Origin of the sequence: Streptomyces sp. NBC_00009, from assembly GCF_045040855.1 — a bacterium.
GTDB classification, from domain to species: Bacteria; Actinomycetota; Actinomycetes; order Streptomycetales; family Streptomycetaceae; genus Streptomyces; species Streptomyces aureus.
Genome location: NZ_CP108312.1, coordinates 8,005,426 through 8,027,716, shown reverse-complemented (window position 1 = coordinate 8,027,716; position 22,291 = coordinate 8,005,426). Strand labels below are relative to the sequence as shown.

Here is a 22,291-nt window from a genome sequence, read left to right as displayed (position 1 = left end):
CACGGGAGGCCGCCGGCCGGGACTACACCTCGTCGGGCTTCGGGGCCGGTGCGTGGAACTCGGCAAGCAGGCCAAGGACCTGGCCGAGTCGCTCCCGCACCGTCGGATCGGTGATCACTCCGTCCGTGCCGATCATCCGGCGCTCCACCGGGATCCTCGCGCAGGCCGACTCCACAATCTCGGCGCCCGTGTAGCCGAGTACGGTGCTCAGGGTCGCCGCCGCCCCCTCACCCCGGCCCGGGGCAGCCGCGTTCACGAAGGCCACGGGCTTGTCGCAGATCTCGGTGCCGCCGACCGTCCAGTCCAGCAGGTTCTTGAACGAACCCGGCAAGGTGCCCGCGTACTCCGGCGTACAGATCAGGATCGCCGTCGCCTCCGCGATCGCCGCGCGCAACCCGGCCACGGGGACCGGCAACGGATCGGCGTCATCGTCGGGGTTGAAATGCGGAAGCGCCGCCAGCCCGTCGTACATGACCGTGCGCACCCGAGGGGAGGCCAGGGCCTGCGCGGTGCGCAGCACGGCCTCGTTGGAGGAATCGGTGCGCAGGCTTCCGGACAGCAGCAGGATCGAAGGCAGCGTAGGCATCTGCTCAACCTATCGGGCAGTTCGCCGGTTCCGGCTGCGGCTCCCCTGCGGCGCACAATCGTGCCCCAATTCCCCTGCTTCCGGCTTTAGTTGTCCGTGACGGCAAGCGGCGCCGTTACTCCGGAAGCGGCGAACTCTCGCCATCCCCGCGCCGCCGCCACCCGGCACACAACACCCCTCACCCGCCCTCCTGAAGGTCGCGGGATCCGCCATCCAGGCGTAGGCGTCCAACGCGGCTTGCCCCCTTTGCGGCCCTCCCGCTACGTTCGAACATCAGGCGTTTCACCCCTTACATGGAGACCTCGCCCATGTCGCAGCTGGAGATCGATGCCGTCGTCTTCGACGTACTCGGCACCCTCGTCGACGAACCCGCCGGTATCCGCAACGGCATTCGCGCACTCGACCCGTCGCTCGACAACCCCCGCGTCGAACAGCTTTTGTCGCTGTGGCAGCAGCACATCGAGCGCGAGCAGCGTCGCATCCTCGACGGCGGGCGGCCCTACCTCACCAGTGACGCACTCGACCAGGAAGCCGCCCGGCTCGTCGCCGACGCCGCCGGAGTCGGCGACCCGGCCGCCGTAGCGGCGCTTGCCCAGTCAGGCCGACGGCTCCCGCCATGGCCCGACACTGTGACGGGCCTCGCCCGACTCGCGGAACGGCACCCGCTGATCGGACTCTCCAACGCGAGCCGGAAGGCGCTGCTGGAAGTCAACGCCCACGCCGGCCTGCGCTGGCACCAGGCGCTGTCCGCCGAGGACGCCCGGACCTACAAGCCGGACCCGGCGGTCTACCAGTTGGCAGTCACGGTCTCCGGACGACCGCCGGAGCGGCTGCTGATGGTCGCCACCCACGCCTGGGATCTGCGTGGGGCCCAGACCTTCGGCCTGCGCACCGCCTACGTCACCCGCCCCGTCGGCGACCCGCCCACCGTCGCGGACCGATTCGACCTGTACGCCGACGACCTGGACGACCTGGCCGACCAACTCGACAAGGGCGGCCCTGCCCGCCTCGGCCGGCCCAAACCATAGGGTTTGACCAACCAGCGCTGCCCGACCGTCACATGACGCTCGTGCGAGGGCTCACGACCGAGTCCGGGTCCCCCGACGTCCATACCGTGTCGCAGGAAGTGCAGGCGAATCTGTTGGACAGGCCGTCGGTGTGGCAGCCGCAGCTGGGGCACTGTTCCGTCGTGAAGTAGGCGTTCACGACATACGAGCGTAGTCGCGAACGCCTTCGATGCTGCCGGCAGTTCGTGCGCTTCATGGGGTCCGACGACTCCGTTGCCGGGCGGAAGAGATGTTCTCGGCGTAACACCTGACAGGCCCGGTCAGTCCAGGGAGAACGGGTCCTTCGTCGGCGGTGTCGTGTGTTGATCGAACAGCCCGTCCGGCACCTCCCTCCGCGGACCACCGGGACCGAGGCCGCCCCGTCGGCGCTGACCACGCGCCCGCTAGACGAGCTTGACGCGCTAGACGAGGTCAAGAACTGCTCGCAGTGCGTTCGGGCGTCGATCGACGGGCAGGTGGTCGACCAGATGAACGGGACACCCGAGCGCCGCAGCCCCGGCGTCCGCGACGCGATCGTCGCCGACCATCAGGACCTCGCCGGGCGGCAGTCCGAGCTTGTCGCAGGCCGCTTGGAAGAGCCCCGGATCCGGCTTCTGCACCCCGTGTTCGAAGGAGAGGACGTACGCGTCGACGAGGCCGTCGACACCGTAGTCGCGGAAGACGGGCCGCAGGTCCCAGCCGATGTTGCTCACCACAGCGACCGGAACACCCCGCCCACGCAGAGCACGAAGAGTCGCCTGAGTGTCAGGATAGGGGCGCCATGCGGCCGCAGTGCGGTGCCGGTCATACAGCGCCTCGGCCAGTTCCGCCGACGGGAGGGACGCCTCGCGGGCGAGAGCGGTATACGCGGCACGGTGTTGCTCGGCGCTGAGGTCCCGTTCACGCCACAGCCCCTTGAGATGCGACGGCAGCGCGCGCGGCGGAGCCCCTCCGGGCAGAGCCCCCGCCTCGGTCAACCGACCGGCACACGCGGCGAGTTCGTCCGCACTCATATCGAGTCCGGCCTCGGCAACAACCGCTCCCAGCCACTCCGAAACCGACTCGATACGGAAGAGGGTCCCGGAAAAGTCGAACATCACACCTTTGACCATGCCAGCGATCCTCGCCTCCCCCATCACCGGTACGCAAGCCCGGCAGTGGGTCAGGAAACGGACGACGCCGCTGACGTCCATGTCACGAGTTGGCGCCTACGTCACGACTTCCGGTACGTCACCAGCGGTGTGGCGTCACCGAGGTTCCTGACCTCCATCGGCCCGTCGGCAGTCGCCACCACGTACTCGGAATTGAACTCCTCGGGCGGGCAGTACGTGGTTTTCTCGCCCTCCAGGACCTTGGCTCCCCTGGGCTGTACGCGGTCCTCCCAGATGTTGATCAAGTCCATGCGGACCTTGCACGTGGGGCCCTTGAGCATCTCGACCGTGGCCGACGCGGGCACGTTGAGCTTGCTCTGCCGGAAGGTCACCTGGTGGCTGCCGTCCTCGGCGCGCCAGGTGCCGAGGAACCGTTCACCGAGCTTCTTGTACGTGGTCGCGACCTCGCCGAAGCCCTTGCCTGCGCGCCAGTCGAGCGTCGTCGTGCTGGCCGATGACTTGGTCGAGAACGTCGCCGACTTCCCGTTCCGGGCGATGTCGACCCGGTCCCAGCCGTCCCAGTCCTTGGCGATGTGGGTGTCCCACTTCCCCAGTCCACCGGTGCCGACGGCGGCGACGCTCTCCGTCGGCGGCTCGCCGTCCCGGCAGTACTGTCCGAAGTTGGCGCGCACGGTGATGGTGGCGCGTTTTGCCTTCAGGTCGATGCCCCGGCAGGGGTCGGTCTTGGTGGCGTAGACCGTCTTCGACTTGGACCAGGGCTTGCCGCCGGCGCTCCGGTGGCGTTCGAGCAGGCCCGTACCGGCCTGGTAGCGCAGGGAGACCCGGCGCCCGTCGGACAGTTCGATGACCGCCTCGTCATCGGTGTCCTTGACGACCCGCGCCGCGCCGGCCGGCGCGGCCGAGGCGTCGCCCTGACAGCCGGTGATGCCGGCTGTGGCCAACAGCACGGCCCCGGCGACACCGAAGACACACTCGCGTTGCATCTACGTCCCTCAAGCATCGAAGTGAACTCTCGGATAATTGACGCACGCCGGGCCGGAATCGTTGCACGGCTCGCCTATCTTCCGCGATCAAGGCGGGGTGACGGCCGGCATCACCGCCTGCCGCCGAACTGCCAGTTGTGGACCTCGATCTCGGCGTAGAGACCCACGGTCAGAACCGCGCATGCCGTGTCCGGGTCCGGCGCCCGGACGAGCGCCGCCGTGCCCAGCCAGGTGGCGCCGTCGTCGGACAGCAGAGGCCCGTACGCGATCAAGTCGTCCTGGTCGGTGGGCACATCGAGGTCGGCGGCCTGCCCCGTACCAAGGCCGAGCACCAGGAACCGGTTGCCTTCGGTCGGGCCACCGGGGTAGTCCCACATGGTGCGCCCGAGCCTGTTGCGCCACCGGCGCAGCATCACATCCCGGTACACGCCGGCCTGATAGCCGGGTTCGTCGAACGCGAACGCGCGTGCCGCGGCGGTGTCCGGCAGGTCGACGATGTGCACACTCCCCGTCGGCTCCTCACCGTCGCCGCTGAGCGTCGGGCCGCGCGCGATCAGCTCTTTTCCGTACTGGTCCATGTAGGACCAGTGCTCTTCCAGCAACTCATGGCGTAGCGCCAGGGAGTCGAGACGATCGCGGTGGTAGCAGAAGAACTCCATGCGCACACTCTCTACCACCATGCCCTGCGTCATCTCGCAGTCGTCCTCATTCGGCCTGCGAGCAGGGCCTCCTGAACGGCAGGCCACTTGAACGGACGGGTCAGCCTGATCGGGCCGGTCAGCCTGATCGGGCAGGCCGGCCGGCCCGGCGGTCGTCCGGAGAGCACCGCCGGGCCAGGCACACCTCATCGTCCGTCCGGACCGAGTTATCCCAGCTGGCCGGGCTGGTAGTCGCCGGCCGGCGTCTGGATGATGACGTTCCCGCGGTTGAACGCGTTGATGATGGCGATCTGCGACACCAGGGCGACGAGCTGGTCCTCGTCGTAGTACTTGGCGGCGTTCGCCCAGACCTCGTCCGAGACACCACCGGCCGCATCGGCGAGGCGGGTGCCCTGCTCCGTCAGCTCCAGCGCCGCACGCTCGGCCTCGGTGTAGACCGTGGCCTCCCTCCACGCCGCGACCATGTTGAGGCGCGTCGAGGTCTCACCGGCAGCAGCGGCGTCCTTGGTGTGCATGTCGAGGCAGGCGCCGCACCCGTTGATCTGGCTGGCGCGGATCTTCACCAGCTCCAGCGTCGCGTGCGGCACCGACGACTCGGCGAGCACCTGGTTCGCCGCGATGATGTGCTTCCAGACCTTCATGGCCGTCGGGTTGCCGAACATGTTCAAACGGGCGTTCATCGTGAACTCCTCCGTCGTTGCCGATGCCTACACCCCTATGACGAAACGGCTCCGCGCGCTGTGACATGGCCGCATGTGACCTGCGTCTCCACGTCCTGCGCTGCGGGAGCGGCCACCGACGACGAGGTTCACGGGATGGACGAGTTCACGGGATGAGCGTCGCGATGCCGGCGCAGAGCAGGTCCAGGCTGCGGGTGAACTTCTCGTCCGGAGGGTGGGCGGCCGCGGCGGCGAACGTCCGGGGGAAGCGCTGGTTGAAGGCGGCGATGTCCTCGCCGGTGACCGGCGTCGCGGGTGGCTCGCTCTGCTCCTGGAGCACATAGCCGGTGACGTGGCTGAGCACGGTGTCGGCAGCGGTGCCGCAGTGCTCCGGAGGGACGCCGGCTTCGGCGAGGGTGTCGAGCAGCCGCTCCATCAGCGAGAGCGCGCCGGGGCTGAGGGTCTTGGGGCTGCCGGCGAGCATGATCGCCCCGCCGGGGTGCTGCTGGATGCTCTGCCGTACGGCGACGGCTTGCGCGGTGACCCGCCCCTGCCAGCCTTCCTGCCTGGGCAGTTGGGCCAGGGCCGCGGTGCCGGCGTCGTACGCCTGCCGGGCCACGCGGTCGGCCATCAGCTGGAGCAGCGCGGCCTTGTTCGGCACGTGGTAGTAGAGGCTGCCGGCGTGCACATGGAGCCGGTCCGCCACCTGCCGTATGGAGAAGCCGTGGTAGCCGGTCTCGGCGAATACCGTCATCCCCGCGTCGACGATCCGGTCTGCAGTCAGCTTCACGACCGCAGTCTAGCGAGCACGAACAGCTTTTCAAACACTGTTTGAAAATGGCCGCGGTCGCGCTACTGTCACGATCAGCGAATCGACGGGGGAACGAAGGGGGGTGGTGACGATGGGCAGCGTGCTGTTCAGCGTGACCACGGCGGCACTGATGGTGCTGATGTTCAAGGGTGGTCTGGCTCTGGTCGGTGAGACCACGCTGGGTGGGCGGCGGATTCCCTGGGCGGCCGTGGGCCTGACCGGGATCGCGCTCGCCGGGGTCGTCCTCCAGCTCTGCTGGTCGGGGGCGATGGGGGCGCTCGACGCGGACCCGGCGAAGTCCGGCTGGTGGCGCGTGGTCACCTCGGTCTTCATGCAGAACGGGGGCTTCGGCGGGGCGGCGTGGAACATCGCGACCCTCGCCGCCGTCGCGGGCTTCGCCGAGTGGTTCTGGGGTGCGCCGCTGACGCTCTGTCTGTTCGCGGCGGGCATTCTGCTGCCCGAGCGGATCGACGCGCTGTGGGGCCAGACCTCCCACAGCACCGACCCTCGCAACTTCGCCGGCAGCTCGGGCGCGACGTACTTCCTGGGCGCGACGCTGGCCGCGGCGCTGCTGCTGCGCGGTGGCGCCGACGAGGTGCCCGACAAGGGTTCCCAAGGCGTGGGGCCCGACGCCGAGACCTCAGCCGACGAGGGCTCGCCCCGCAAGACTGCCCGTAAGACCGCCAGTAAGAACCGCCTGCTCGCGCTCGCCGTGCCCGTGCTCGGGCTGGCGATGTGGTTCACCCAGGAGAACGGCCACGGGCTGGTCGCCTGCTACGGGTTCGCCCTCGGGGCACTCGCCTGGGTCGCGTTCCGTACGGTCCTGCGCCCGGACCGCGACCTGCGACAGCCGCCGCGCACGACGATGGCCTCGCTGGCCGGGCTCGTCGGCCGGCGGGCCCGGAGCGCCGCGTAGCGGGACGTCCCGCCCCAGCCGCGCCTCACCCCGCCTCCTGCTGCATCCGCGCCCGCACGCGCACTGTTCACCGTGTTCACGAGGGAGAAAGCATGTCGGAAAACCTCCGCCGGGAAGTGTCGAAGCTCGGCGACCAGGAGGTGGCCGAGATCATGGAACAGACCGAGCGCGATGTGACCCGTACGGTCAACCGGGCGCTGGGCGTGGACGACGGCGCCGCCCCGTCGTTCGACAGCGCCCGCTGGCAGGCCCGGCTCGGCGAACTCCTCGCCGCTCACCACATCCCCGGCGCCACCCTGGCCATGCTCGCCGACGGCGAGATCCACGAACTGGCCGCAGGCATCCTGCACACCGGCACCGGCGTCGAGGCGACTTTGGACTCCGTGTTCCAGATCGGATCCGTCAGCAAGGGCTAAACAGCCGCCATGGTGGTCCTGCTCGCCGACGCCGGGAAGCTGGACCTCGACGCGCCGGTCACCGACGTCCTGCCGGACTTCGCGGTCGCCGACGCCGACGCGACCACGACGATCACGCCGCGCCACCTGCTCAACACACCAGCGGCATCGAGGGCGACTACGTCAACGACACCGGTCGCGGGGACGACTGCCTGGCCCGGTACATCGAGGGCGTGGGCAGCGTCGGTCTGACGAACCCGCCCGGCGCCACCATGTCCTACTCGAGCACCGCCTACAACGTCCTCGGCCGGATCATCGAAGTCGTGACCGGCCAGACCTGGGACGAGGCGCTCAAGGAGCTGCTCTGCGACCCGCTCGGGCTCGAGCACACCATGACCCTGCCCGAGGAGGTGCTGCGCTTCCGCGCCGCGATGGGGCACATGGGCGAGCCCGGCGAGAGCCCTGTTCCCACGCCTCTGTGGAACATGCTGCCGCGCTCCGCCGGTCCGTACGGCGGGATCTGTGCGACCGCCGCCGACGTGGCGCGGTTCGCCCAGATCTTCGTGGACGGCGGCACCGCGCCGGACGGCACCCGGGTCTTCCCGGCCTCCGTGGTCGAATCGACGCTGACCCGCGAGGTCGAGATGCCCGACCAGTGGTTCCTCGGGGCTCACTGGGGCCTGGGCTGGGGCCTGTTCGAGTGGGACGGTGTACGCGGCTTCGGCCACGACGGGAGCACGTTCGGTCAGCTCGCCTATCTGCGCGCCCTGCCGGAGAAGGGTCTCGCCATCGCTCTGCTGACCAACGGCGGCGGCGCCGCGCCCAAGGTCTTCGAGGCGCTCTGCCGGGAACTGTGCGCCGAACTCGCCCGGGTGGCCATGCCCGGGTTCGCGCCGGCCTCCGAGCCCCTGGCCGTGGACACGGCGCCGTTCAAGGGCGGCTACAAGCGCGAGGGCTTTCTCATGACCATCGCCGACGGCGACGACGGCCCGGGCACGCTGCGGCTGACGTACGAGGGCGCGGACGGTCTGAAGGGCACGTTCGACCCGCTGCTCTGGCACCTGACCCCGGTCTCGCACACACCGGCGAAGACGGTGTACGCCGGGCGCCGCAACGAGAAGGACGCGTGGATACCGGTGGTGTTCTACGCACTCGCCGACGGCAGCCGGTACGTCCACTTCGGCGTACGGGCGACGGCCAAGGCGGCGTAGACGCGTCAGTCGGTGCGGCCGGTGGCCGACCGTCGACCGCACCGACTGCGCGCATGGGCCCCCAGGACCTCGCCGCCGCAGACACGGCGTCATATCCGCGCTCCGTCCCCAGCGGTAAGTACGCTGCACGCATGATCAACGGCGCTCACGTCATCATCTACAGCCAGGACGCGGAGGCGGACCGCGCCTTCTTCAGGGATGTCCTGGGGTATCCGCACGTCGATGCCGGCGACGGCTGGCTCATCTTCAAGCTGCCTCCGGCCGAAGTGGCAGTCCATCCCTCCGACGCACCGTCACACGAGCTGTACCTGATGTGCGATGACGTCAATGCGACGGTCGATGAGCTCTCGGCGAAAGGGGTCAAGTGCGCCCCGGTCACGAACGCCGGCTGGGGCCTCAAGACCGGGATCCGGCTGCCGGGCGGCGGCGAGCTGGGCCTCTACCAACCGCGCCACGAAACAGCCCACAACCTCTGACGACCTCTCCAGGGCCGGGTGGCCAGGGCCGGGTGGGCTGCCCGTCAGGCCCGTGGAATGGCGCGTCCCGTGGGTCGGTACTCCATCACCAGCACCCTGCCGTCCAGGTCATGATGGCTCACCAGCTCCAGGTCGGCCGACCCCACACCGGCGAACAACGGCTCGCGGCCCGACTCCCCCACGAGCAGCGGAAAGGTCGTCAGCCTCAGCCGGTCCACGAGGCCCGCTTCGAGGAGTTGCCGGACCACGGACAGACTGCCCATGGTCCGCAGGGGCACATGGCCCTCGCTCTTGAGCCGGGTGACCTCGGCGATCAGGTCGTCATGGCACACACGTGTGTCCTGCCAGGAGACCGTCTTCAGCGTCGACGAGAAGACGACCTTGTCCACACCGGGCACCGGGTCCGTGCCGGCGCCCCCCGTCTCGCCGGAGAGACCCGCGAGGGCCTCGTAGGTGCGCCGCCCCATGAGCACCAGCTGCGGCCCGGCCATCTCCTCGCGGATCCACTCCTCGAGCATGGGCCCGTCGTAGCCGAAGTAGGCGGGCGATGTCGCGCTGCCGGCATACCCGTCAACCGAGACGAACACATCGACGGTGAGTGTCTGCATGGCCATACCTCCGAACGGCTCGCACCTTCCGTGCCACGTCCGCTCCCATCGGCCATGGCCTCCAGTAGAGACGTCGGAGCGGCATCGCGTGATTCGACCTGTTCAGCCAACCATGTCGCTCGCTCCTCCGGGTCGCTACGAGCCGCTGTCCGTGGGGCGGCGTGCGATCCAGAGCTGGCGCGTGGAGCGCACCACCAGGTCGTCGCGATGGCGTACGTCCACCAGACCCCCGTTCACCAGGGTGTCCAACGCTTCCAGGTCGGCCGGATCGATGCGGCCGACCAGTGCGCCGCGGATGCGGCTGAGCGTCCCGTGCGCGTAGAGCCCGGCGCTGCCGCCCGACTGCGGGCGCAGTTCGAGACTCTCCGTGCGTTCGTCCTCAAGGGTGAATCCGGCCGATGCGAGCAGTGCGCCCCAGTCGGCTCCCATATGGGGTACCTCTTCGTCGTGCAGCGTCGTCAGCGCCTCGCGGCAGCGGCCTTCCAGTCCGGGGCGCTCCGGTACAGCGTCGTCGGCGAGGAAACGTGGCATCCCGTCCAGTTCGGCGATGGCCAGCAGTCCGCCCGGGCGCAGCGCCTTGAAGATGATGTCGAGGGTCGCCGTGGGGTCGTCCATGTGGTGCATGGAGGCGGAGGCCCATACGAGGTCCGCGTCAGTGACGCCCGGAAGGCTCGTACCGGCGTCCGCTTCCAGCGGGTGGACGCGCGAGTCCAGGTTCTTGGCGGCGGCGGTTCGGGTCAGCTGTTCCAGCATGTGAGCGGAGCTGTCCACGGCCGTCACCTGGGCGGAGGGGAACTGCTTCAGCAGGGCGAACGTTCCGGTGCCGCTACCGGCACCGAGGTCCACGACCCGCTTGACGTCGTCCCCGGCCACTTCGGCGATGGAACGCATCGAGGCAGCGAGGTAGGGCGCGAACAGTTCGGCATCGAGGTCGAGCAGTTCCGCGAGGCCGTCCTGCTCATGCTCATGCGCATGTGTGCCGTGGCTTTCCTGCGCATGTGTGCCGTGGCTTTCCTGCGCATGTGTGCCGTGACCATGGGAGTCGTGGGCGCCGTGGCCGACCTCATGGGACCCATGCCCGTGCGGCTGGGAGTGTGCGGGGGAACCGTGCGGTGCGGGCGTGGGGTGCGTCATGGCATCGACCGTACGCGCCATTTCGTTCAGCGCATAAGTCCTTGCCTATGACGCAAGAAGATCCCTCACTCGACGGCCTCATGCGCAAGGGATCACGGCCTCGCGCGCCTCACGCGGCCGGTCACCCGACGACCAGCCCTCCCCCAGCCACCGGACACACCACACCCCACCCCCTGGCTCCGGCCTGGTACCGGCCCCCTGATTCAGACCTGGTACCGGTCCGTCGCGAACAGCGCCATGTTCTCGGCCACCCACTGCGACGTCCGCCTCAGTCCGTCCTCCAGGGACATCTCGGGCTGCCACCCCGCCCACTCGCGCGCCCTCGCGTTGTCGGAGAGCAGGCGCTGCACCTCACTGCCGGACGGCCGCAGGCGTGCCGGGTCCACGACCACCTTCGCGTCACGACCCGACGCGGCGATCAGCGCGGTCGCCAGGTCCCCGATGGAGATCTCCCGCCCGGTGCCGAGGTTGACCGCCTCGCCCAGCGCCCGGTCGCAGTCCGCGAGCGCCAGGAAGCCGGCCGCGGTGTCGGTGACATAGGTGAAGTCGCGGGTCGGGGTGAGCGAGCCGAGCCTGATCTCCGTTGCGCCCGCGTGCAGTTGGGACAGGATCGTCGGTATCACGGCGCGCGCGGACTGCCGCGGACCGTAGGTGTTGAACGGCCGCACCACCGTCACGGGCAGTTCGAAGGCGTGCCGGTGCGACAGCGCCAACATGTCCGCGCCGATCTTGGAGGCGGAGTACGGGGACTGCGGCTGCAGCGGGTGCGTCTCGCTGATGGGGGCGGTCAGCGCGGTCCCGTACACCTCGCTGGTGGAGGTGTGCAGCAGGCGGCGGACGGAGTGGCGGCGGCATGCCTCGGCGATGTTCTCGGTGCCGACGACATTCGTCTGGACGTAGGCGCCGGGCGAGTCGTAGCTGTACGGGATGCCGATGAGCGCGGCCAGGTGGAACACGGTGTCGCAGCCGGACACGGCATCCATCACGCGGCCCGCGTCGCGCACGTCGCCCGCGATCATCTCGACGGGGCTGTGCGGGTCGCTCAGGTAGCGCGCCAGATGGCCCTTCTCCGCGTACGGCTTGTAGTGCACCATCGCGCGGACCTTCGCCCCTCGTTCCACGAGCATGTCGACGAGTGTCGAGCCGATGAATCCCTCGGCGCCGGTGACGAGGACGGTGCGGTTGTTCCAGTGGTTGTGGTCGGTCATGAGGTGAACTCCATTTCGTGGACAGGCGAGTTGGGGGTCTTGGCGAGGCTGATCACCTTCGCGGCGAGCAGGTCCGCCGCGTGGGCGTGGTTTCCGGGGTCCGCGGCGCGGCCCATCGCGGCGAGCCGGGACGGGTCGGCGAGCAGCGGCTCGACGAGGGCCGCGAGCCGCTCGGCGGTCGTTTCGCCGTCGGGTACGAGGTGGGCGGCGCCCGCGTCGGACAGGACGCGGGCGTTGTGCGTCTGGTGGTCGCCGGGGGCGTGCGGGTACGGCACGAGGACGGCGGGCACTCCGGTGGTGGCGAGTTCGGCGACGGTCGCCGAGCCGGCCCGGCAGACGACCAGGTCGGCGACGGCGTACGCCAGGTCCATGCGGTCGAGGTAGGGCACGGCCTGCGCGACCGGCGAGTCCCCGAGCCGCCGCCGGGTCTCGTCGAGCGCGGCGGGCCCTGTCTTGATCAGCAGATGGACGTCGGAGCGGTGCCGCCAGCGCGCGGCGAGCCCGACGGCCGCCTCGGTGAGCCGCGCCGCGCCGAGGCTGCCGCCGTTGAACAGCACGACCCGCGCGCCGTCCGGTATCCCGAAGGCGTGCCGTGCCTCGGCGCGCAGGGCGGTCCGGTCGAGGGTGGCGAGCTGTGCGGCGATGGGCATGCCGACGGTGTCGGCGTCCTTGCCGCCGGACAGGTGGGCGCGGCTGCGGTCGAAGGCGACGGTGATGTGCGGGGTGAGCCGCGCGGCGAACAGGTTGGCGCGGCCCGGCACCGCGTTGGACTCGTGGATCACGCTCGGCACCCCGGCCATGCGCGCCCCGACGATCACGGGGGCGCTCGGATAGCCGCCCATGCCGACGGCCACCTGGGCACCTTGGGCGCGCAGAATGCCGCGGCACTGGGCCCCGGACCGGATCAGGGCCGCGGGCAGCAGGTAGCGCTTGGCGCCGAGGGCCGGGTCGAAGGGGATCATGTCGACGGTGTGCAGGCAGAATCCGGCGCCCGGGATCAGCCTGGTCTCCAGGCCACGCTCGGTGCCGACGAAGGAGATCACCGCGTCCGGGTCGGCCCGGCGCAACGCTTCGGCGAGCGCGAGCCCGGGGTAGATGTGGCCGCCGGTGCCGCCCGCACCGATCACGACGGAGAGTGGTGGTGTGCGCATGGCGGCCACACTCGTGGAGCGGTTTAAGAGGGTTCTAAGAATCCCGTTTGGCACTCTTTACGGCATGACCAAGATCCTCGTAGTCGACGACGAGCCGGAAGTGCGGGCGGCCGTCGAGGACGGACTGGCCGTCGAGGGATACGAGGTCCGCGGCGCGCGCGACGGCCTCGAAGCGCTCTCGGCGGTCTCGTCCTGGCAGCCCGACGCGCTCGTCCTCGATGTGATGATGCCGGTCCTGGACGGGCTAGGGGTGTGCCGTCAGCTGCGGGCGATGGGCGACCGTACGCCCGTGCTCGTCCTCACGGCGCTCGACTCGGTGAGCGAGCGCGTCGACGGCCTGGACGCGGGCGCGGACGACTACCTGGTGAAGCCGTTCGCGCTCGACGAACTGGTGGCGCGGGTACGGGCGCTGCTGCGGCGGGCCGCACCGACCCCTACGGAGGGCGGGCTCGAGTACGCGGACCTGGTCCTCGACCCTGATACCCGTACGGGTCGGCGAGCCGGCCGCCCGCTGGAATTCAGCCGCACCGAAGCGGCACTCCTCGAACTGCTGATGCGCCACCCCGGACAGGTCCTGCCGCGCGAACTCATCCTGGAACTCGTATGGGGCCGCGACTTCGGCCCCGACTCCAACTCCCTTGCCGTATACGTCGGTTACCTTCGCCGGAAACTGGAGGCCGGCGGCGAACCACGCCTCGTCCACACAGTCCACGGCATCGGCTACCGGCTGGACGTGGCATGAGCGGCGTCCGCAGGCTCGGGCGCCGCTGGCGGCGGCAACGGCCGCTGCGCACCCGCCTCGCCGTGGCGGCCTCGGCGGCGGTGGCGCTGGTCGCCGTCGGCATGTGCACGGCGGCGTTCTTCGTGATCCGGTACGAGATGTTCCACCAGCTCGACCTGAACCTGACGCAGTCGGCGACGCGGGTGATCCAGGAGAACCGGGACGGCGGACCGCAGGTCGTGGCGGGCGAGTGCCGCTACCTGTCAGCGCCGGCCTGCGCGCAGATCGTGCCGGCCCTGCCGGCCGAGGACCCGGCCCACCCCTATCTCCTGCCCGTCTCGGCGCCGGTCCGCGAGGTGGCCACGGGCGATCGCGCGCCCTACTTCAGCAACATCACGCTCTCCGGCAAGCCCATGCGGATGCTGACGACCCGCCTCGGCGACGACAAGGCCCTTCAGGTCGCGCTCCGTTCGGACAGCGTCGAGAAGGGGGTGCGCCAGGCCGCCGGGCTGCTGGCCGTGATCGGTGCAGCGGGCGTTCTGCTGGCGGCCGGGCTCGGCTACTGGGTGTCCAGGACCGGACTCGCGCCGGTGGCCAGGCTGACCGCGACCGCCGAACGCATCGCGTCGACCCGCGACCCGCGCCACCGCATCGAACTGCCACCGGGCCCACCGGACCGTGAGGACGAGGTGACCCGCCTCGCCGCGAGCTTCAACACGATGCTGGGCGAACTGGAGCAGTCCGTGACGGCACAGCGCCGCCTGGTCGCGGACGCCTCGCACGAGCTGCGCACACCACTCACCGCGCTGCGCACGAACGCGGAACTCCTCGCCCGCGCCGACCGGTTGACCGACGCGCAGCGCGACCGGGCGGCGGGCGCGCTGGCACGGCAGCTGCGCGAAGTGACGGGCCTGGTGAACGACTTGATCGAACTGGCCAGGGACGAGGAGCCCACGCCACTCCTCGAAGAGGTACGGATCGCCGCGCTTGCCGAACACGCGGTGGCGGCGGCCCGCGCGCACTGGCCCAGCACCCCGTTCACCCTGCACATCGCCCCGGATGCTGCCGAGACCGTACGGCCGGGGGTTCCCGCCCGACTGACCAGGCTGCTGACGAACTTGCTGGACAACGCGGCGAAGTTCAGCCCGGAAGGGCTCCCGGTGGAGGTGGAACTCACCGCGTCCCGGCGCGCGGCATCGGGGTCGGGGTCGGGGTCGGGGTCGGGGTCGGGGTCGGGCGAGCGTCTCGAACTGACGGTCCGTGACCATGGCCCCGGGATCACCACGGAGGACCTGCCGTATGTCTTCGACCGCTTCTACCGCGCGGAAACCGCCCGCGCCCTGCCCGGTTCGGGCCTCGGTCTGGCCATGGCCCGCCAGATCGCCCGGGCCCACGGAGCGGAACTGACGGCGGAGCAGGCGCAGGGGGGCGGGGCGGTGTTCAGGCTGACATTTGGGTGAAGACGGGTATCCGCTCCGGCCGGTGCGGCGCGTGATGACGGTGGGTAGAGGGAAGACTGGCTGCCGGACACCGAACGCACGCAGACTGGAACATGGGGTAACTTCATGGCCGCGACGGCATCGGCATCGGCAGGGAGGCTGCGGGCAGGGCTTTCGCATCATCGGCGGGTAGCGGGCATCGCGCTCGTCGCGATGGTCGCCTTGGCGGTGGGTGGCTGCGGCAGCACAAACAACGCCGGCGAGAAGTCCTCACCCAGCCGTCAGACCTCGAAACCCGCACCGGCGCCGCCCTCCTCCGCGCAGCCGTCCGCCTCGGCGGCGGACGGACGTGATGTCCGTGCCTGCGCGGACGGCAATTGCGAGATCGCGGTGTCCCGGCCGGTGACGTTCCGCTTCAAGGGCCCGGCCGGTCCGGCGACCCTGTCCGTCACCGAGGTCGGCCCGAACAAGGTCAAGTACACGGTCAAGTCGGGCAACGGCCAGTCCAAGGGCGGGGCGACCGGCCCGGGACAGGGGTGCATCACGGTCCTCCGCAGCAACGGCGGAGGTAACTCCTGCGGTGGTCCGGGTGACGCCACCCGACCGAGCCCCCAGCCCGATGCGGTGGTGATCCAGGCGGTCACCGGCGCGGACGGCACGGCAATCCTCCACATCGTGTCCGACTGACGGCACGAAGCCTTGAGGCCGTTCCGCACCGAGTCGACCCGGGGAGCACCCCTGTCGGCGGCTAGCCGCTTACAAGGCGTCAGTCGCCGTCACCAGAAGGCACTGAATATCTTGGGCATATTTCCCCCTGTGACGTCAGTTGTCAGGCCGGCTCCCCGCCACCCCCGTGGGCGGAGAGCCGGACACAGCTCCGGCGGCGCCCCCGCCCCCGGTCAGACCGCCGATCCCCCTGCCGTACGACACCGCACGGCGCGCTTCGCGAGCCTGCCCGTCCCCTGCCGGACGCCCTTCTGCCACCAGACTCCCCCACGGGACATGCAGCGACCTTGATATTTTCTTGCAATCGCAAGGAGAGCAGCACCGCCTCCCAACGGCCGCCGCGAGGCCGAGTCGACGGACCGGCACCTCACTCTCTTGCTCATCGACGTCAACCGTCCCCTGCCCCTGGACACGCTCGTCGAGCGGGCCTGGGGCGCCACGCCCCCACGTCAGGCCTCCGCCGCGCTGTACAGCTACATCTCCCGGCTACGCGCCCTGCGGGTGACGCCGTACGAACAGGAGGCATGGGACATCGTCCGTACCCCGGCCGGTTATCTGCTGCGGACGGACGAGACACGCGTGGACCTTGTCCGGTTCAGGTCCGAGGTCGACCAGGCGCGAACCGGGACGCCTGAAGAGGCGAAGGGGCGGTACGAACAGGCGCTGGCACTGTGGCGGGGCCGCCCGTTCGCCGGGCTCAAGTCCGACTGGCTGGACGGATACCGCCTCACCCTGGACGCCGAGCACCTGGGCGTCCGTCTCGAGTACAACGAGCTCCTTCTCGACGAGGGCCGCCATGGTCCAAGCTCGGAGACATCCATGCCGAGCGCGGTGACGATGCCCGTGCCCGCGAAGCCTGGACCACCGCCCTGGCCCTCTACCGCAGGCAAGGCCGGTCCACCGCGGCACACCGCATGACGACGAACCTGACCACCGACGGTCCCGCCCGACTGACGGCACCACGGGCCAACACCTCACGAAGGAAGAGAAATTGACCACGCAGACCGAGCACGTCGACCACGAACTCATCGAGGCCGCGGCCCATGTCGCGCGCACGCGTTGCCGGGGCGACAACCACACCGTGGCGGCCGCGGCGCGCGCCCGGGACGGCCGGATCGTCACCGCGGTGAACGCCTACCACTTCACGGGAGGCCCCTGTGCCGAGCTGGTCGTCATCGGCGCGGCGGCCGGCCAGGGCGCCTACGAGCTTGACACGATCGTCGCCGTGGGCGACCGCGACCGCGGAGTCGTTCCCCCGTGCGGCTGGTGCCGCCAGGTCCTCCTCGACTACTTCCCGGACCTCAAGGTCATCGTCGGCGCGGGCGACCGCCTCCGGACCGTCCCCGTCGCCGACCTGCTCCCCGAAACCTACGTGTGGGCCGACCACCAGCTCGACACGGAAAACTAGTAGAACTGGGACAGGCAGAACTCGTGCCCCTCGGGGTCGGTCATCACAACGACCACGCCCTCGTCGTAGTCGTGCCGCTCGCCGGTGAACCGGCCGCCAAGACCTATGACTTGGGCGACGCCCTGATCGATGTCGTCGACCGAGACATCCAGGTGCAGGCGCACCTTTCCGGCCCTCGGCTCGGCCACGGGCTGGAAGACCAGGCGCGGCTGCGGGTCGTCGCGATGGCCGAGATAGACCCAGCCGGGCTCGGACGGTCCCCGTGGCCGGTCCAGCAGCACGCTCCAGAACGCTGACACTCGTTCGACGTCAATGCAGTCGACGGTCACTCCCACCCACCGGTTCGCCATGGGTCGAGTATTCCCCGGGCTGCGACGCGCGTTCAATGTCATCACCGCCCTAAGAACGAGTCGCCTCGAGGGCCCGTCGGCCGGACTCGCCCTGCCGTCCACCTTGGACAGCGACGAGCGACTGGCCGGCCACCACCGTCTGCTGTCGGTACGGGCCCATCTCCTGGAGAAGACCGGCGACACGGCCGGGGCGTACGAGCACTATCGCCGCGCCGCGAAGTCCACCGCCGGTGTCGGGAGCAGCGCTGTCTGGAGTCCCGGGCCGCCCGGATCCGACCGTAGACACAGCGGGCTGCCGGACGCCGTCACAGGGGCAACCCCCCTTACAGAACCGGGGGGTTGCCCCAATGTGGCGCGTGGGGCGGGAGCGGCAGAGTGCAGGCATGACCTTCACCCGGTTACACGGAAGATTCGTTGCGTCCGGCGCACTCGCCCTGGTGTGTGCGGCGACCGTATTGGCAGTGACAGGGCACGCCGACACTCAGCACTCCACCTCACCCACCGTCGCCGGCGCCTCCCAACAGGGGTCGGCACGCGGCTCGTTGGTCTCCGCGACCCTCGTCGCGGACCTGGGCGCCGAACAGGTCGAGGCCCGACTGGAGAAGGCGGGTATCGACGCGGCGCAGGTCCGCTACGGCGTACGCGCCCACCGGATCGTGTACCGCACGATCGACACGGAGGGGCAGCCCACGACGGCCAGCGCACTGGTCGCGATACCCAAGAACCACAAGCAGGACCTCCGGGTCGTGTCCTGGCTGCACGGCACCGAGGTGTACCGGGGCGAAGTCGCCTCCGTCAACGACCGGTCCCCGGACCGCGCCACCGCGTTGCTGTTCGCCTCGAGCGGCCTCGCCGTGTCTGCCCCGGACTACCTCGGCCTGGGCGAAGGCCCGGGCATCCACCCTTACGGTGACCCCAAGGCAACCGTCACCGCACCACTGGACGCGCTCCGGGCGACCCGTACGTTCGTTCAGGAAGCCGGCCGTGACATCGACCGGAAGGTACTCGTCAGCGGATTCTCCCAGGGCGGACCCGCCACCATGCTGCTCGGGCGGGCCCTGCACCAAGGCGCCGACGCCTACTTCCGCCTGGGTGCGCTCGCCCCCATCGCCGGCCCGTTCGACCTGAGCGGATTCGAGGCCGCCGCAGCGGACGACAAGCTCGATCGGTCGCCCCTATACCTCGCCTACCTCACCACTGCGTGGAACCGGATGTACGGCCTGTACGACTCCCCCGGCCAGGCGTTCCGAGCCCCGTACGACACGAAGGTGGAGGAGCTCTTCGACGGCAACCACACGGGCGGCGAGATCGCCGACGCGCTGCCGCCCACATCCAAGGAGCTGTTCACCGACGAGTTCCTGAACAAGGTGCGCAACCCCACGGGAGATCTACGACGCCGACTGCACGCGATGGACACCACCTGCGATTGGCGTCCGGACGTCCCCGTGCACCTCTTCCACGCCACAGGAGACAAGGACGTACCCTTCACCAACTCCCAGCACTGTGAAGGGCAGTTGGCCACCAACGGAGCCGACTTCGAGCTGACCGACGTCGGAGACGTCGATCACAGCACGACCGTCCTCAAGGCGCTGCCTCACGTCGTGCACGAGTTCAACACCGCACGCTGACGTCGTGTCACTCCGGTGTCCCCTGAGCCATTCAGGGCAGGTGGACACCGGAGGCGAGAGGTGCGATCACTGGACGACCCACTCCCAGGAGGCGCCCTTCTTGTACTCGTCGGGGGTTTCCGCGTCCGTGCTCCAGGCCAGTCGGGCGGGCTGCTTCGACGGGTCGCCGATGAAGACGGAGCACAGCGTGTGTGTCTCACCGACGTCCCAGCCCATGTGGACGTCTCCCACGGGACAGCCACCTTCGACCGTGCCCGCGTGGACGACCGGACGCTCCGCAGCGGGTTCACCGTCCTTGTCGAGGATCGCGGCGTTGGCGTTGAGGGCGGCCGGCGGCACCCACAGCCGGTAAACGAGGTGCGCTCCGGGGAGCGTCCCTCGTAGTGTCCCCTGCGCACGTTCGACATTCGGCTTTCCCAGGAGGTCCCCGTGCCCCGGAACACCACGTCTGACGACGGTGACACGCGCACCGCCCAGGCGATCCTGTGTGAGGCCAACCGCGCGCATGGCGAGCAGTTCCAGCTGCTCCATCGATTCGACGACGGCGTCCAGTCAGGAGCCTGGCTCCTCGCGGATGACACCGGCCGGCAAGCCGTACTGAAGTGGAGCCCGGACCTCTCCTGGGCCCCTCAGATCGAACGGGCTGCCGCGGGCGTCGCCAAGATCCGCGCGGCCGGATATCCGACCCCCGCCTGGCTCGCCGTCGGCACCAGCACCGACGGCTTCGGATACCAGATCCAGGAACTCGCACCTGGTCACACCACACCACAAGTGACCACGAGCGAGGCCCGGTTACTGATCGGCGTCCTGGAGATGCACGCCGGTCTCGACCCCGACCCGCAGCGCTGCTGGTCGGGGTTCGTGACCACGCGCATGACCGGTGAGGACCTATGGCGGCAGACGGCCGGGACCGGCCCGACCGGACGGGACCTCGTCCACGCCTGCGAGCGGCTTCTCGCCGCTCACGGACCCGTCACCTTGCCCACCGAGGACCTGGTCCACGGCGACTTCCGCCTCGGCAACATCCTGTTCGACGCGGACCGCGTGAGTGGTGTCATCGACATCGAGGCACTGGGCAGCGGCACCAGAGTCTTCGACTACGCGACGCTTCTGAGCGCCCACGACTTCACTCCCGAGGCTCTCGAGATGCTGTGCGACGCCGGCGAGCAAGTGGCCGGACCCGGTGTTCTGGCCTACTGCTTCGCCCAGGTCGCCCTCGACCTCACCGTCTTCGTCCACCAGCGGAACCTTCAACTGGGCATTCAGAACGTGGGCAAGCTCCTCGAGCGCACGCTGATCCTCCTCAATCGCGCGGAAGGACAGGGCTGAAGCCCCCCACCGCAGCAGACACCCCTCCCCTGGGGGAAAACCCCCAGCTCAAGACGGAGGCCAACCGCGTTCCGGGCGGACGCAGGCGCGCCTAGCGTCGGGGCATGAAGGTATCCACCTGGGAACAGCCATGATCGAGGTCCGCGGTCTCACCAAACGTTACGGCCCCACCGTCGCCGTGGACGGTCTCGGCTTCGAGGTCCGTCCGGGCGCGGTGACCGGGTTCCTCGGGCCGAACGGGTCCGGGAAGTCCACCACCATGCGCATGATCACGGGCCTGGACCGCCCCGACGCGGGCAGCGCCCGTATCCACGGCACGCCGTACTGCGAGCTGCGCTGGCCGCTGCGCGAGGTCGGCGCGCTGCTCGAAGCCCGTACGTACCACCCGGGCCGCAGCGCGGCGAACCACCTGGCCGCGCTGGCCGCCGCCAACGGCATCGCCCGCGCCCGGGTCCGCTCCGTCCTGGACACCGTCGGCCTCACCGACGTGGGGCACATGCGCGCGGGCGGTTTCTCGCTGGGCATGTCGCAGCGGCTCGGCATCGCCGCCGCCCTGCTCGGCGATCCGGGGGTGCTGCTCTTCGACGAGCCCGTCAACGGGCTCGACCCGGAGGGCGTGCGCTGGATCCGCAACCTGATGAAGTCCCTCGCCGCCGAGGGCCGCACCGTGCTGCTGTCCAGCCACCTCATCAGTGAAATGGCGCTCACAGCCGACCACTTGATCGTGATCGGCCAGGGCCGGCTGCTCGCCGACACCACCGTCGCCGAGCTGACCGCCGACGGCCGGTCTCTGGAGGAGGCGTTCTTCGCCCTCACCGGGGACAGCGCCGAGTACCGGGGCACCGCCCCGGCACAGCCCAGGAGGCAGTCGTGACCGCCCTGCGGACGACACCGGCACTGCCCGCGGGGCGCTACGGGTTCGCCCACGCCGCGCGGATGGAGTGGATCAAACTGCGCAGCCTGCGCTCCACTCTGTGGGCGCTGGTGGCCACCGTCGCCGGGATGCTCGCCATCGGCATCGTGACCATGGCCAACACCCACGCCCCCAGCCCGGACAAGGCCGGCACCTTCGACCCGGTGAACAACGTGCTGGCCGGGATCGCCCTCGGCCAGCTGATCGTCGGCGTACTCGGCGTGCTCGTGGTCACCGGCGAGTACTCCTCCGGCGCGATCCGCTCCACCCTCGCCGCGATCCCCGACCGGCCCCTGCTCCTCGCCGCCAAGGCGGGCGTCTTCGGCGCGGTGACGTTGATCCTCGGCGAAGTGGTCGCGTTCGCCACCTTCTTCGCCGGGCGGCTCGCGCTCTCCGACGGCGTTCCGGTGCCCGGCCTCGGCGACCCGGGTGTGCTGCGCGCGGTGGTTCTCTCGGGCGCCTATCTCGCCATGGTCGGGCTGCTCGGTATCGCGCTGGGCGCCGTCGTCCGGCACACGGCCGCGGCCGTCGGGGCACTGGTCGGGCTGCTGTACGTGCTGCCCGCGGCGCTGTCGGGGCTCACCGGGGTCACGGTGGCGAAGTACTTCCCGACCATGATCGCCGGGAACTCGCTCGCCGTGTCCAAGCCGGTGGCCGACGTGCTCTCGCCATGGGTGGGCTTCGGGGTGCTGTGCGTATACGTACTTGCAGCGCTCGGCGCGGGCGGCTGGCTGCTGACGCGCCGGGACGCGTAACCGCCCCGCGGCAGATACCTACGCCGGTACCTACATCAGGTGCGCACAGCAAAGACGTACGGCAGTG

24 protein-coding genes and 1 pseudogene are annotated in these 22,291 nt (G+C 70.0%); 13 read left to right on the top strand and 12 right to left on the bottom strand.

The annotated features are described in order from the left end of the window. Window positions 1-22: 22 nt before the first annotated feature. A complete protein-coding gene (locus OHA58_RS36505) occupies window positions 23-586 on the bottom strand; it encodes an NADPH-dependent FMN reductase (RefSeq protein WP_405483969.1) in 564 nt (187 codons plus the stop codon). A 308-nt stretch (window positions 587-894) separates the two neighbouring features. Between OHA58_RS36505 and OHA58_RS36500 the strand changes: the two genes are divergently transcribed. Beyond that, window positions 895-1,614, top strand: a complete 720-nt coding sequence (locus OHA58_RS36500) for a haloacid dehalogenase type II (protein WP_405483968.1) — start codon at window positions 895-897, stop codon at window positions 1,612-1,614. A gap of 440 nt (window positions 1,615-2,054) precedes the next feature. On the opposite strand, the gene OHA58_RS36495 is transcribed toward OHA58_RS36500, so the two are convergent. From OHA58_RS36495 to OHA58_RS36475, 5 genes are all read right to left on the bottom strand, one after another. After that, a complete protein-coding gene (locus tag OHA58_RS36495) occupies window positions 2,055-2,744 on the bottom strand; it encodes an HAD family hydrolase (RefSeq protein ID WP_405483967.1) in 690 nt (229 codons plus the stop codon). 101 nt (window positions 2,745-2,845) lie between these two features. Beyond that, window positions 2,846-3,727 carry a hypothetical protein gene (locus tag OHA58_RS36490; RefSeq protein WP_405483966.1) on the bottom strand — a complete coding sequence of 294 codons (882 nt, stop codon included), beginning with the start codon at window positions 3,725-3,727 and terminating at the stop codon, window positions 2,846-2,848. Between the two features lie 110 nt (window positions 3,728-3,837). Beyond that, window positions 3,838-4,386: a YciI family protein gene (locus OHA58_RS36485; RefSeq protein WP_405485363.1), complete on the bottom strand. Its 549-nt coding sequence runs from the start codon at window positions 4,384-4,386 to the stop codon at window positions 3,838-3,840. A gap of 206 nt (window positions 4,387-4,592) precedes the next feature. Next, window positions 4,593-5,066: a carboxymuconolactone decarboxylase family protein gene (locus tag OHA58_RS36480; protein ID WP_405483965.1), complete on the bottom strand. Its 474-nt coding sequence runs from the start codon at window positions 5,064-5,066 to the stop codon at window positions 4,593-4,595. A 145-nt stretch (window positions 5,067-5,211) separates the two neighbouring features. After that, window positions 5,212-5,835, bottom strand: a complete 624-nt coding sequence (locus OHA58_RS36475; protein WP_405483964.1) for a TetR/AcrR family transcriptional regulator — start codon at window positions 5,833-5,835, stop codon at window positions 5,212-5,214. A gap of 112 nt (window positions 5,836-5,947) precedes the next feature. On the opposite strand from OHA58_RS36475, the gene OHA58_RS36470 reads away from it, so the two are divergent. The 3 genes and pseudogenes from OHA58_RS36470 to OHA58_RS36460 all read left to right on the top strand — a co-directional run bounded on the left by OHA58_RS36470 (window position 5,948) and on the right by OHA58_RS36460 (window position 8,854). Next, the gene (locus tag OHA58_RS36470) at window positions 5,948-6,772 is read left to right on the top strand and encodes a hypothetical protein (protein ID WP_405483963.1); all 825 of its coding nucleotides are present in this window, start codon (window positions 5,948-5,950) and stop codon (window positions 6,770-6,772) included. Window positions 6,773-6,864: 92 nt separating this feature from the next. Next, window positions 6,865-8,378: pseudogene (locus OHA58_RS36465) on the top strand (serine hydrolase domain-containing protein). Between the two features lie 131 nt (window positions 8,379-8,509). After that, window positions 8,510-8,854, top strand: a complete 345-nt coding sequence (locus OHA58_RS36460; protein ID WP_405483962.1) for a VOC family protein — start codon at window positions 8,510-8,512, stop codon at window positions 8,852-8,854. 44 nt (window positions 8,855-8,898) lie between these two features. Here OHA58_RS36460 and OHA58_RS36455 read toward each other — a convergent pair whose 3' ends face one another. The 4 genes from OHA58_RS36455 to OHA58_RS36440 form a co-directional block, all read right to left on the bottom strand. Next, window positions 8,899-9,462, bottom strand: coding sequence for a dihydrofolate reductase family protein (locus tag OHA58_RS36455; RefSeq protein WP_405483961.1), 564 nt, complete (start codon window positions 9,460-9,462; stop codon window positions 8,899-8,901). Window positions 9,463-9,597: 135 nt separating this feature from the next. Continuing rightward, entirely contained in the window at window positions 9,598-10,596 is a 999-nt protein-coding gene (locus OHA58_RS36450; RefSeq protein WP_405483960.1) for a class I SAM-dependent methyltransferase, read from the bottom strand. Between the two features lie 203 nt (window positions 10,597-10,799). Further along, a complete protein-coding gene (locus tag OHA58_RS36445) occupies window positions 10,800-11,804 on the bottom strand; it encodes a GDP-mannose 4,6-dehydratase (protein ID WP_405483959.1) in 1,005 nt (334 codons plus the stop codon). Then, complete coding sequence (locus OHA58_RS36440; RefSeq protein ID WP_405483958.1) at window positions 11,801-12,955, bottom strand: UDP-N-acetylglucosamine--N-acetylmuramyl-(pentapeptide) pyrophosphoryl-undecaprenol N-acetylglucosamine transferase; 1,155 nt, start codon at window positions 12,953-12,955, stop codon at window positions 11,801-11,803. The genes OHA58_RS36445 and OHA58_RS36440 overlap by 4 nt, the downstream gene beginning before the upstream one ends. Before the next feature lie 64 nt (window positions 12,956-13,019). Here OHA58_RS36440 and OHA58_RS36435 point away from each other — a divergent pair, with 64 nt between their 5' ends. From OHA58_RS36435 to OHA58_RS36415, 5 genes are all read left to right on the top strand, one after another. Continuing rightward, window positions 13,020-13,697, top strand: a complete 678-nt coding sequence (locus tag OHA58_RS36435) for a response regulator transcription factor (protein WP_405483957.1) — start codon at window positions 13,020-13,022, stop codon at window positions 13,695-13,697. Then, entirely contained in the window at window positions 13,694-15,136 is a 1,443-nt protein-coding gene (locus OHA58_RS36430; RefSeq protein ID WP_405483956.1) for an ATP-binding protein, read from the top strand. Before OHA58_RS36435 ends, OHA58_RS36430 begins: the two co-directional genes overlap by 4 nt. 105 nt (window positions 15,137-15,241) lie before the next feature. Then, window positions 15,242-15,802 carry a hypothetical protein gene (locus OHA58_RS36425; RefSeq protein WP_405483955.1) on the top strand — a complete coding sequence of 187 codons (561 nt, stop codon included), beginning with the start codon at window positions 15,242-15,244 and terminating at the stop codon, window positions 15,800-15,802. Between the two features lie 414 nt (window positions 15,803-16,216). Next, window positions 16,217-16,759: a BTAD domain-containing putative transcriptional regulator gene (locus OHA58_RS36420; protein ID WP_405483954.1), complete on the top strand. Its 543-nt coding sequence runs from the start codon at window positions 16,217-16,219 to the stop codon at window positions 16,757-16,759. Between the two features lie 73 nt (window positions 16,760-16,832). After that, the gene (locus tag OHA58_RS36415; protein WP_405483953.1) at window positions 16,833-17,249 is read left to right on the top strand and encodes a cytidine deaminase; all 417 of its coding nucleotides are present in this window, start codon (window positions 16,833-16,835) and stop codon (window positions 17,247-17,249) included. Here OHA58_RS36415 and OHA58_RS36410 read toward each other — a convergent pair. Then, window positions 17,246-17,599 (bottom strand): VOC family protein, encoded by a 354-nt coding sequence (locus OHA58_RS36410; protein ID WP_405483952.1) that lies wholly within the window; start codon window positions 17,597-17,599, stop codon window positions 17,246-17,248. The two genes, OHA58_RS36415 and OHA58_RS36410, sit on opposite strands and share 4 nt — an antisense overlap. A gap of 461 nt (window positions 17,600-18,060) precedes the next feature. On the opposite strand from OHA58_RS36410, the gene OHA58_RS36405 reads away from it, so the two are divergent. Continuing rightward, window positions 18,061-19,227, top strand: a complete 1,167-nt coding sequence (locus OHA58_RS36405; protein WP_405483951.1) for a lipase family protein — start codon at window positions 18,061-18,063, stop codon at window positions 19,225-19,227. Between the two features lie 66 nt (window positions 19,228-19,293). On the opposite strand, the gene OHA58_RS36400 is transcribed toward OHA58_RS36405, so the two are convergent. Continuing rightward, complete coding sequence (locus OHA58_RS36400; RefSeq protein WP_405483950.1) at window positions 19,294-19,566, bottom strand: hypothetical protein; 273 nt, start codon at window positions 19,564-19,566, stop codon at window positions 19,294-19,296. Window positions 19,567-19,656: 90 nt separating this feature from the next. Here OHA58_RS36400 and OHA58_RS36395 point away from each other — a divergent pair, with 90 nt between their 5' ends. The 3 genes from OHA58_RS36395 to OHA58_RS36385 all read left to right on the top strand — a co-directional run bounded on the left by OHA58_RS36395 (window position 19,657) and on the right by OHA58_RS36385 (window position 22,224). Beyond that, window positions 19,657-20,556 (top strand): phosphotransferase family protein, encoded by a 900-nt coding sequence (locus tag OHA58_RS36395; protein ID WP_405483949.1) that lies wholly within the window; start codon window positions 19,657-19,659, stop codon window positions 20,554-20,556. 130 nt (window positions 20,557-20,686) lie between these two features. Then, window positions 20,687-21,430 (top strand): ABC transporter ATP-binding protein, encoded by a 744-nt coding sequence (locus tag OHA58_RS36390; RefSeq protein ID WP_405483948.1) that lies wholly within the window; start codon window positions 20,687-20,689, stop codon window positions 21,428-21,430. Further along, complete coding sequence (locus tag OHA58_RS36385; RefSeq protein ID WP_405483947.1) at window positions 21,427-22,224, top strand: ABC transporter permease; 798 nt, start codon at window positions 21,427-21,429, stop codon at window positions 22,222-22,224. The genes OHA58_RS36390 and OHA58_RS36385 overlap by 4 nt, the downstream gene beginning before the upstream one ends. Window positions 22,225-22,291 lie beyond the last annotated feature (67 nt).

What these genes read in the sequence shown, in the direction of transcription:
- OHA58_RS36505 (WP_405483969.1), bottom strand. Translation starts at nt 586, where the DNA reads ATGCCTACGCTGCCTTCGATCCTGCTGCTGTCCGGAAGCCTGCGCACC.
- OHA58_RS36500 (WP_405483968.1), top strand. Translation starts at nt 895, where the DNA reads ATGTCGCAGCTGGAGATCGATGCCGTCGTCTTCGACGTACTCGGCACC.
- OHA58_RS36495 (WP_405483967.1), bottom strand. Translation starts at nt 2,744, where the DNA reads ATGGTCAAAGGTGTGATGTTCGACTTTTCCGGGACCCTCTTCCGTATC.
- OHA58_RS36490 (WP_405483966.1), bottom strand. Translation starts at nt 3,727, where the DNA reads ATGCAACGCGAGTGTGTCTTCGGTGTCGCCGGGGCCGTGCTGTTGGCC.
- OHA58_RS36485 (WP_405485363.1), bottom strand. Translation starts at nt 4,386, where the DNA reads ATGGAGTTCTTCTGCTACCACCGCGATCGTCTCGACTCCCTGGCGCTA.
- OHA58_RS36480 (WP_405483965.1), bottom strand. Translation starts at nt 5,066, where the DNA reads ATGAACGCCCGTTTGAACATGTTCGGCAACCCGACGGCCATGAAGGTC.
- OHA58_RS36470 (WP_405483963.1), top strand. Translation starts at nt 5,948, where the DNA reads ATGGGCAGCGTGCTGTTCAGCGTGACCACGGCGGCACTGATGGTGCTG.
- OHA58_RS36460 (WP_405483962.1), top strand. Translation starts at nt 8,510, where the DNA reads ATGATCAACGGCGCTCACGTCATCATCTACAGCCAGGACGCGGAGGCG.
- OHA58_RS36455 (WP_405483961.1), bottom strand. Translation starts at nt 9,462, where the DNA reads ATGCAGACACTCACCGTCGATGTGTTCGTCTCGGTTGACGGGTATGCC.
- OHA58_RS36450 (WP_405483960.1), bottom strand. Translation starts at nt 10,596, where the DNA reads ATGACGCACCCCACGCCCGCACCGCACGGTTCCCCCGCACACTCCCAG.
- OHA58_RS36445 (WP_405483959.1), bottom strand. Translation starts at nt 11,804, where the DNA reads ATGACCGACCACAACCACTGGAACAACCGCACCGTCCTCGTCACCGGC.
- OHA58_RS36440 (WP_405483958.1), bottom strand. Translation starts at nt 12,955, where the DNA reads ATGCGCACACCACCACTCTCCGTCGTGATCGGTGCGGGCGGCACCGGC.
- OHA58_RS36435 (WP_405483957.1), top strand. Translation starts at nt 13,020, where the DNA reads ATGACCAAGATCCTCGTAGTCGACGACGAGCCGGAAGTGCGGGCGGCC.
- OHA58_RS36430 (WP_405483956.1), top strand. Translation starts at nt 13,694, where the DNA reads ATGAGCGGCGTCCGCAGGCTCGGGCGCCGCTGGCGGCGGCAACGGCCG.
- OHA58_RS36425 (WP_405483955.1), top strand. Translation starts at nt 15,242, where the DNA reads ATGGCCGCGACGGCATCGGCATCGGCAGGGAGGCTGCGGGCAGGGCTT.
- OHA58_RS36410 (WP_405483952.1), bottom strand. Translation starts at nt 17,599, where the DNA reads ATGGCGAACCGGTGGGTGGGAGTGACCGTCGACTGCATTGACGTCGAA.
- OHA58_RS36390 (WP_405483948.1), top strand. Translation starts at nt 20,687, where the DNA reads ATGATCGAGGTCCGCGGTCTCACCAAACGTTACGGCCCCACCGTCGCC.